The organism is Sulfuricaulis sp. (genome assembly GCF_049587675.1).
Taxonomy (GTDB): domain Bacteria; phylum Pseudomonadota; class Gammaproteobacteria; order Acidiferrobacterales; family Sulfurifustaceae; genus Sulfuricaulis.
Map to the genome: position 1 here is coordinate 1 of NZ_JBAVEJ010000102.1, position 9,526 is coordinate 9,526.

At 57.1% G+C, this 9,526-nt stretch carries 8 protein-coding genes, 3 tRNA genes, 1 pseudogene and 1 riboswitch; of the genes and pseudogenes, 11 read left to right on the top strand and 1 reads right to left on the bottom strand.

The annotated features are described in order from the left end of the window. Positions 1-117 precede the first annotated feature (117 nt). A tRNA-Val gene (locus WB402_RS05315) sits at positions 118-192 on the bottom strand. 120 nt (positions 193-312) lie between these two features. On the opposite strand from WB402_RS05315, the gene gltX reads away from it, so the two are divergent. From gltX to WB402_RS05370, 11 genes and pseudogenes are all read left to right on the top strand, one after another. Continuing rightward, the gene (gene gltX / locus WB402_RS05320; protein ID WP_424205876.1) at positions 313-1,731 is read left to right on the top strand and encodes a glutamate--tRNA ligase; all 1,419 of its coding nucleotides are present in this window, start codon (positions 313-315) and stop codon (positions 1,729-1,731) included. Between the two features lie 40 nt (positions 1,732-1,771). After that, positions 1,772-1,847, top strand: a tRNA-Ala gene (locus tag WB402_RS05325). A 57-nt stretch (positions 1,848-1,904) separates the two neighbouring features. Beyond that, positions 1,905-1,980 (top strand) — tRNA-Glu (locus WB402_RS05330). Positions 1,981-2,144: 164 nt separating this feature from the next. After that, positions 2,145-3,194, top strand: a complete 1,050-nt coding sequence (locus WB402_RS05335; protein WP_424205877.1) for an FAD:protein FMN transferase — start codon at positions 2,145-2,147, stop codon at positions 3,192-3,194. 221 nt (positions 3,195-3,415) lie between these two features. After that, positions 3,416-3,508: riboswitch (cyclic di-GMP riboswitch) on the top strand. 61 nt (positions 3,509-3,569) lie between these two features. Then, entirely contained in the window at positions 3,570-6,488 is a 2,919-nt protein-coding gene (locus WB402_RS05340; protein ID WP_424205878.1) for a hypothetical protein, read from the top strand. 80 nt (positions 6,489-6,568) lie between these two features. After that, positions 6,569-6,988 (top strand): hypothetical protein, encoded by a 420-nt coding sequence (locus WB402_RS05345; RefSeq protein ID WP_424205879.1) that lies wholly within the window; start codon positions 6,569-6,571, stop codon positions 6,986-6,988. Between the two features lie 108 nt (positions 6,989-7,096). After that, positions 7,097-7,756, top strand: coding sequence for an outer membrane beta-barrel protein (locus WB402_RS05350; RefSeq protein WP_424205880.1), 660 nt, complete (start codon positions 7,097-7,099; stop codon positions 7,754-7,756). A 24-nt stretch (positions 7,757-7,780) separates the two neighbouring features. After that, a complete protein-coding gene (locus WB402_RS05355) occupies positions 7,781-8,437 on the top strand; it encodes an outer membrane beta-barrel domain-containing protein (RefSeq protein ID WP_424205881.1) in 657 nt (218 codons plus the stop codon). A gap of 27 nt (positions 8,438-8,464) precedes the next feature. Next, positions 8,465-8,968: a TlpA family protein disulfide reductase gene (locus tag WB402_RS05360; protein ID WP_424205882.1), complete on the top strand. Its 504-nt coding sequence runs from the start codon at positions 8,465-8,467 to the stop codon at positions 8,966-8,968. After that, complete coding sequence (locus WB402_RS05365) at positions 8,965-9,204, top strand: DUF4266 domain-containing protein (protein ID WP_424205883.1); 240 nt, start codon at positions 8,965-8,967, stop codon at positions 9,202-9,204. The genes WB402_RS05360 and WB402_RS05365 overlap by 4 nt, the downstream gene beginning before the upstream one ends. Continuing rightward, positions 9,191-9,526 (top strand): annotated as a pseudogene (locus tag WB402_RS05370) (hypothetical protein); the annotation flags it as partial. The gene WB402_RS05365 and the pseudogene WB402_RS05370, both read left to right, overlap by 14 nt.

Sequence of the window (9,526 nt, forward strand, 5' to 3'; positions counted from 1 at the left end):
GACGTCCGGAACGACCCGTGCATCTGGAGCATGCAGCGCGAGTTCACTGAGCTCCAATAATAAGTTCGACATAATAGGGCCCGCGAAGCGGGCCCTATCTGTTTGGAAATCGAGAGATGGTGGGCGATGCAGGGTTCGAACCTGCGACCCCTGCCGTGTGAAGGCAGTGCTCTACCGCTGAGCTAATCGCCCCTTTGCGGGGAAAACGAGCGCGCAAGTTTACTGCCTGTGGGGAATGAGCGTCAATTCTGCTGATTTTGCCGTCGATTTTCTTTACCATAGGCGTTCGTTCCCAACCATCGAACCATTTCCGTGACCGTCCGCACCCGATTTGCCCCGAGCCCCACCGGTTATCTGCACGTTGGCGGCGCGCGCACCGCGCTGTTTTCCTGGCTGTACGCGCGCAAGCACGGCGGAACCTTCGTCCTGCGCATCGAGGACACCGATCTCGAACGTTCCACCGCCGAGTCGGTGGACGCGATCCTGCAGGGCATGACTTGGCTCGGATTGGAATACGACGAGGGGCCGTTCTACCAGACGCATCGCTTCCCGCGCTATAAGGAAGTGATTGCGACGATGCTCAAGGAGGGCACGGCCTACCACTGCTACTGCACCAAGGAACGCCTGGATAGCCTGCGCGCGGAGCAGATGGCGCGCAAGGAAAAGCCGCGTTACGACGGTAAGTGCCGCCACGGCGTGTCAAATCCGCCGCCGGGGATTGCGCCGGTCGTGCGTTTCAAGAATCCGCTTGACGGCGCGGCGGTAGTGGAGGATCTCATCCGCGGACGTGTGGTGTTCCAGAACAGCGAGCTGGACGATCTCATCATCGCGCGCGGCGACGGTTCACCGACATACAATTTTACCGTCGTGGTCGACGACATGGACATGAAGATTACCCATGTCATCCGCGGCGACGATCACCTCAATAACACTCCGCGCCAGATGAACATGCTGAAGGCGCTCAATTTCACGCCACCGGTTTATGCGCACGTGCCGATGATTCTGGGCCCGGATGGCGCGCGCCTGTCGAAGCGCCACGGCGCCGTGAGCGTGATGCAATACCGCGAGGATGGTTATCTGCCCGAGGCGCTACTCAATTATCTGGCGCGCCTGGGCTGGTCGCACGGCGACCAGGAAGTTTTTTCCATCGATGAGATGATCAAGCTGTTCGATGTCACCAAGGTACACAGCTCAGCCGCGGCCTTTGATCCCGAAAAGCTGACCTGGCTTAACCAGCACTATATTAAGAACAGCGACCCCAAACACGTGGCGCATCATCTGAGTCACCATCTGGGCCGGCAGGGCATCGATCCCGCAGCGGGCGGCCCGGACCTGATCGAGGTGGTCAAGGCCCAGCGCGAGCGTGCCAAGACCCTGGCCGAGATGGCGCAGAACAGCGCATTTTTTTACAAGGACTTTGCGGGCTACGATTCCAAGGACGCCGCGTCGCACCTGAAGCCGGAGGCTGGAAAGCCACTCAAGGATCTGCGTGAACGCCTCGCCGTGCTGACGTTGTGGGAGGCCCAGGCGATTCACGAGGTGGTCGCTGGTGTCGCCGAAGCGCATGGGCTTAAGCTCGGCAAGATCGCGCAGCCGTTGCGCGTGGCCGTGGCCGGCAAGGCGGTCTCGCCGCCGATCGACATGACGCTGATGCTGGTGGGGCGCGAGAAAACGCTCGAACGGCTTGATGCCGCCCTGGAATATATAAGGAAACAAACGGTTACGGCTTGACCCGCCGGTGGACGGGCATGTAAAGTAGCGCGCCTCTGAAGGGGCTATAGCTCAGCTGGGAGAGCGCATGCATGGCATGCATGAGGTCGCCGGTTCGATCCCGGCTAGCTCCACCATTTCACACAAGGGGTTGCGTGCGGACAACCCTTTTGTTTTTTTCAGTCAGTTCATCCGTCCCCATCGTCTAGAGGCCTAGGACACTGCCCTTTCACGGCGGCGACAGGAGTTCGAATCTCCTTGGGGACGCCACTTTTAATTTTATTATTTCAAAGACATCACACCGCCGGCAGTCTGACCCGGCGGTGTATCGGCGTTTGTCGTCGATAAACGGTGGCGGCGTTCAGTGATGGATGGTCATAGAATCATTTCAGGCAAGTTCAAATTGAACCGGGAAGGTTTGGACGGCGGAATGCATGAAAAGAAGGTCTGATTCGGCAGGGAAATCATTTTTCGTTTTTCTGAAAGCGGTGTTCCTGTGCGCTGTTCTCGTGGCGGCATTACCGGCTCAGGCCCAGTGGCTGAGCCGGGATGAGGCCATCATGGGCACGGCCATTCGCGTCGAACTTTGGTCCGACGACAAGGCGGCGGGTGAGGCGGCGATCGACGCGGTGATGGAAGAGATGCACCGCATCGACAGGGAAATGAGCCCGTTCAAGCCAGAGAGCGAACTGTCCCGGATCAACCGCGAAGCGGCCGATCATCCCGTTCCCATCAGCGCGGAAATGTTCGATATCCTTTCGCGCTCCATTGAATTTTCAAAGCTCAGCGGTGGTGTATTCGATATCACCTTCTCCAGCGTTGGGTATATGTACGATTACCGCCGCCACATCAAGCCCACGGACAGTGAGATCGAAATGGCGTTACCCGGCATCAATTATCGCCATCTGCTGCTCGACAAGGACAAACAGACGATCCGGTTTTCCCGGCCCGGCACGCGCATCGACCTGGGAGGGATAGGCAAGGGTTACGCCGTCGATAACTGCATCGCCCTGCTCAAGAAGCGCGGGATTACCCATGCCCTGGTCACAGCCGGCGGGGACAGCCGTGTCCTCGGCGACCGGGAAGGCCGGCCGTGGATGGTCGGTATCCGCGACCCGCGCCGCAAGGACAACGTCGTGGCCGTTATCCCGCTGATCAACTCGGCCATCTCGACCTCCGGAGATTATGAACGTTTCTTCGAGGTCGATGGAGTTCGGTATCACCATATCCTCAATCCCAAAACCGGGCGCTCGGCGACAGGTGTGCACAGTGCCTCGGTCATCGGCCCCGACGCCACCACCACGGACGGCCTGACCAAGCCGGTATTCATCCTCGGACCCGAGAAGGGATTGCAGCTGATCGAATCCATTCCCGGCGTTGACGCGGTGATCATCGATGCCGCGGGCCGGATGTATTATTCATCCGGCTTGCAGAATAAACAGCGCGAAGTTTCCGTTCCTCCCGGATCAATGCTCCCTAAATAGCGAAACGCCTTCAAACGCCGATCCCGATAGGCCGGCAATACCCCCTACCATCTGTCGGCCGATTATCTACGCGTGTAGGAATTGGCAACGATGGCCGGATTTTTTCGGCCAAGGCGTTGAAAAATAATGATAGCGTTACCGACACGCGCGATACAGGGCGCGATGAAGGGCCATACATAAGCGATTTTATCAACATAAAATTAAGGCTCGTTATAAATCAGCTTTGATCAGGGCATAGCCATCGAAAGGTGGTGACGCAAAGCCCCGAGGCTAACGGTGAAATCGTTATCACCCATGCCAGTCGGGCCGCCAGGGCTACACGTAGATTTCCCGGCAGATCAGATCGTCAAACGATCGGGAATCATGGGAGGCGGGATGAAAGCTCTGAAAATTCTGAAGGTTTGTCTTGGTGTAGTTCTCGCTGCAGAAACATTCATATTGACGGGTTGTGGTGCCGCTCCCGGCGGTACAGATACCGCGAGTACGGCGAGCGACGTACCTGTCGCCTATGTAAAGCGGCCGATCAATTCCCAGTCCATGAACAGCGCGGTGGGAAATCCCACGGACAGCGTGACCTTCCATCCTGGCGGAGATCTCTATATTCGAGATATATCCTCGCCCACCGCCACCGAGAAAAACATTACTGCCTCCTATACCCAGGGGCGTGGCGATGTCTCGGATCCGGAAGTCTCCTACGACGGCAAGAAAATCCTGTTTTCCATGAAGGGGCCCGCGGATTCGACCTGGAATATTTGGGAATACAACCGTGACACGGATACCCTGCGGCGGGTAATTCAGGACAATACCGAGGCAAACAAAGGTGACGACGTGGACCCCGCGTATTTGCCGGACGGGCGCATCGTGTTTTCCTCGAACCGCCAGCAGCAATCCGTTCAGACCGTTGGTTACAAGTACGTAGACGAATACGACCGCGAAACGTCGACCGTGCTGCACGTGATGAACGCTGACGGGAGCGGCATCGAGCAGATCTCCTTCAACCAGAGCCATGACCGCAACCCCACGGTGCTCATGGACGGCCATATCATGTACAGCCGCTGGGATCATGTCGGCGGCCGGAATCAGTTCTCGATTTTCCGCGCCAATCTCGACGGGACCGGGATGTTTATCCATTACGGCGCACACAGCCAGGTTGTGAGCTACCTGCATCCCCGTGAAATGCCCGACGGGAGGATCATGTCGGATGCCATGCCTTTGTCGCGCACCAACGAGGGCGGCGCGCTGTTGATCATCGATTCCGACGATTTCTCTGAAATCGACCAGCCGGCGCCCGGTGTATCGGGAACTGCCCAGACGCAAGCGAGTTTTGCTCCCATTGATTTCGGTTCGCGGGTTTCCGCCAACGGCCGGTTCACCGCGCCGTATCCTCTCTGGGACGGCAGTCATCGTGCGCTGGTTTCGTTTACACCGGGTGGACGAACCGTGCAACAAACGCAAACCAGCCTGATCACCGGCCAACCTGAGCAGGTCGAAGTTGAAAAAACGCCGGCGTATGGCGTGTACATGCTCGACCAGGACGCCAAGACGCTGCGTGCCATCGTGTTGCCGAGGGTGAATGCCAATGGCGATCCGGTGGAATTTGTCACGGATGCGGTGGCGCTCATGGCGCGGCCAAAGCCGAAACTGCTCGCGGCCAGCAGCGTCGATACCGGGCGCAAAACACGGAATATGGTCAGCATGACGGTCGGCAGCATTTATGACACCGAGCCCGAGCGCAACCGCATGACGAACAACGTGTTGTCGGCGCAGGAACAAGCGGATGGGATTGTCATTCCGATGAAGGACAACCGGATCAATCTTTGTCTGGACGGCAGACCGCGTTACCCCAATTGCGACCGGCGCAGCCAGGTGGCTGATATTGTCAAGCTGAAAGACCCGTCACCGGTTACCGGCACCGCGCCGGACAAACGACCCGGCCGTTTCGCGCGCATCGTCAAGGCGGTGCCGACGCCGCGCGGCATCAGCCGTGAAGCGCTTGGCGAAACTGAATTTGAAATGCAGCAGATCGTCGGTTATGTCGAGGTTGAACCGGATGGTTCGATGGCGTTTGAAATTCCGGCGGACATGCCGATCGGGATTTCGGTGCTGGACCGTTTCGGCCGCGCACTTCAGACCCATACCAGCTGGATCCAGGGCCGTCCGGGTGAGGCGGTGTTCTGCAACGGCTGCCACTCGCCTCGCAAGGGCGCCACCTCGGCGCTGAACGGCACCAACCTGACGCAGAACAATCATGTCCTGAGTCTGCGCCTTTCCGACGGTTCCGTGGTTTCCGGCAAGGATGGCGAGGTCATGGCGCAGACTCGCTTCAACGAAGAATTCAGTCTTGGTGCGGGCAAGGTATTGCCAAAACCCCACATCCAATACACTGATGTCTGGACGCCCGACACCGATGCCAATAAAAATCCATTGACCAAGGGCACGCCTATCGACATCACCTATGCCGGCCTGACGACCGCCGCGCCCGCGACGACCGGACCGATCGTGATCAACTACAAGGATCACATACAGCCGATCCTGAACAAATCATGCACCACCGGTTGCCACGGTGTCGGCGGTAGCGCACAGAATATTCTTGATCTGAGCGATTCAATCTCGGGAACTGGCCGCGTCGCTTCATATGACGCGCTCATGATAGGCAAACCCAAGCTGGTTAACGGCCTGCCGGTCCTGATCGAGCGCGATGGTGAAATCATGGTGGATCGTGAGGATCCACTGGCAGAGCCGGGACTGGCGCGCGCCACGAAGCTGATCATGCGTATTTTCGCGGAAGGATTGAAACCGCCGGCGGAACTGGCGGCGGACGCCCATACACAGTATCTGAACATTTCCGAGAAACGCGTGATCGCGGAATGGATCGACCTGGGCGGAACGTATTACAACGATCCCTGCGAGACGCGCAATGCCAGTGGCGTTTGCACCAAGTTCCGCGCCGTTACCGGACTGGATCAAGCGGTGTTTGAGGCCAGCGTCCAACCCCTGATGCTGACCGAATGCGCCGGTTGCCACGTTGCGGTCGGCCGGGCGGCAGGTGACCCGCCGTTCCAGGCCAAGCGTCTGGTGCTCACCGGCAATGTGGAAGGCGATTTCAACGTGACGACCACCATGGTGAACAACGTTTGCGATCCGACGAAGAGTTATTTGCTGCGCTATCCGACCTCGACTCTGACCGCCGTTCCGCCCGAGCCGGCGCATCCTCACGTGCTAGATACGACTTCTCCGCTGTATACCGAAATATTGCAGTGGATAACGGCAGCAAAAACGGCCAACGGATGTTGATGAATCGACGATCGTTATTCAGAGCGTTGGCGGTAATGGGTGTTGGCTTCCTGGCGAGCGGTTGCGGCCAGGACGTGACCTTGTCCACTGATACTGGCAGCACGTTGTGCATCGACTATTATAAGCGATGCATCAATCCGATATTCACCAAGACCTTCACGCTCGCCAGCGGCAGTTCCATCGAGTGCATCGACTGCCATGCCGGTGGGCCGGGCAAAAGCTTTCAGATCAATGTAACCCCGGTCACCGATCAGGAATGGCTGGGTAATTTTGAATCCGCGCGCGCACAAACGCTCGACGGCGTGAACAGCCGGCTGTTGGTGAGGCCATTAGGCGTGAATCACGGGATCGGCCCCCAGGTCTTTGTCGGAACCGGGGACCCGGACTATCAACGCATTCTTTATTGGATGCAGAATCCGGTGGCGGATCGGGGAAATATCGATCCGGCACTGGATACGGCCCAATGCCAGGCAATTTATGCCGCCAATCCGTGTCCATAGCCTGAGCGGACGCGTCATGCCGGGAGCACCATGCGATATGTAATTTTTTTTTTCGTGCTGCAGTTATGCATGATCGCGGATGCGAACGCGGAGGAAAACACCATGCGTGTGCAGGTGGTGGATCCGTATATCGAGTTGCGCACCGAGCCGGGACGCGGTTATCCGCTTTTTTACGTCGCCGAGCGGGGGGAATGGATAGAGATACTCAAGCGCAAGACCGACTGGTTCAAGGTGCGAACAGCGACCGGCAAGGAAGGCTGGGTAAACAGATCACAGCTGGAAAACACTTTGACAGAAGCAGGCGCCAAGACCACGTTCCGTGACGTAATGCTGGCGGACTATCTCGATCGTCGGCTTGAGGTCGGGTTCGGTTGGGGGCAGTTTGACAGCGATCCGGTGTTATTGATGCGGGTCGGCTATCGATTGACACCAAACTTTATTACCGAATTATCTGCTTCGCAGGTTACGTCCGCGTATTCGAGCTCATCGCTGCTGCAGCTGAATCTCATTGCGCTTCCGTTCGCCGACCAGCGCGTGTCGCCATTTTTCACGCTGGGCGTCGGCAGCTACAAGAATACGCCGAAGGTGACGCTGGTGAATTCCCCGGAGATTTCGGTAACCGCGGCCAACGCCGGACTGGGAGTGCGTATTTACCTGACGCGGAATTTTATGGTGCGCGGTGATTTCCGTGAGTATATGGTTCCAATCAACGACAACCGAGTCGATACATTCAATGAATGGACGATTGGTCTGGGAGTTTTCTTCTAAATATCCTATGCGAGAACAATACCGATGATGAACCGCAACATTCTTATGTTGTTCATGGGCGCGGCATCCCAACTGTTGCCGGTATTTGTCCTGGCCGATACCGAAGAAAAGTCTATTCCGGCCCAGGAACAGGTGATTCAACCGCAACTCGATCGTCGCGACGTGAAGGTGCCGCACATCAATGCCGATGACATAGAGGTGGGGTTCTACAGCGGCATTCTCAGCATGGAGAATTTCAGCGCAGAGTCCGTGAATGGGGTACGCCTGGCGTATCACGTGACCGAGGACTTTTTCATCGAGGGCGCCTATGCACGGTCGACCATCTCCGACGAGTTCTTCCGCAGCCGTGCTTTCCCGATCACCGGTTTCGACAAACAGGAAGAGGACCTCACGTACTACAATCTCTCACTCGGTTTTAATGTCCTGCCAGGCGAGATATTCATCGGCCGTCGCTGGGCCATGGCCAGTGCCTTTTACATCATCGGTGGAATCGGCACGACGACTTTCGCCAACGAAAATTACTCAACTTTCAATTTCGGTGGAGGCTACCGGATCCTGCTGAACGACTGGTTGGCCATGCATATTGACATGCGTGACTACGTTTTTGATTCCGACCTGTTGGGTGCGAACAAGCGCACCAATAATTTCGAAGCGACCGTTGGCCTCACGGTTTTTTTCTAACTTTTCTGAAAAGAAGGTATCCGCGCCATGCGTCGTGCAATTACATTATTGACGGGTTTTCTGGCTTTGTTTCTTCCTTTTACGCTGGTATGCGCAGCGGACATTTCGCCCGGGTATCCGGCACCGGAGTTCACACTAAAGAGCCAGAAGGGCAAGAATCTGTCATTGAAGGAGTTGCGTGGACAGGTCGTCATGATCAATTTCTGGGCTACCTGGTGTGGCCCCTGCCGCCAGGAAATGCCGGCATTGAACACGCTCTACGAGAAATACCGCGATACCGGGTTTGTGCTGCTCGGCGTCAATGTCGATACAGAGTCGGACAATGCGATCCAGATGGCATCCAAGCTCAAGGCCACGTATCCAATTCTGTTCGATACGGACAAGCGCGCGAGTGTGCTCTACCAGGTCAGCGCCATGCCGACGACGATTCTGATCGATCGTGACGGAAAGGTCCGCTATATACAGAAAGGCTACGTGACCGGTATCGAGAGCAAGTACCAGACCCAGATACGGGAATTGCTGAAGGAATGACATCGCATCATATGAAGCTGACGAGTATCACACCGATGTTTTTGCTTCTATGTAGCCTGACGGGTTGCGCGATCGAGCCATGGGTCAAGCCATATGAGCGCGAACATCTGGCCGACCCGATCATGAGCACCTCGCGCGATCCGATTTCCGACAAGCATCGCCAGCATGTATTCGACACACGCGAAGCGGCGCGTGGCGCAGTTGTCTCGGAAGGAGGCGGATGTGGTTGCAATTAATGCAACCGGCAAGAGCTTGATGCCGCCGGGCGGTGCGGGCCATGCGCCGTGCCTGTACCGGATGGGCGCTATTATCCTGTTCCTGTGCCTGTTTGCTGTTCATGGCCAAGCCACGGTATTGCCCGATGAGCGCGCAGACGGTATGTACCATTACTACGATGGCGGAGGTGTCCGCGTTACAGGCCCGGCGCTGCTGGTGCGAAAAAACGTGACGGATAATGTCGCCGTGTCGGGTTCCTATTATGCCGATACCGTGAGCTGTGCCTCCATTGACGTCGTTACCACGGCCAGTCCATTCAAGGAAAAGCGCACCGAGTACGGC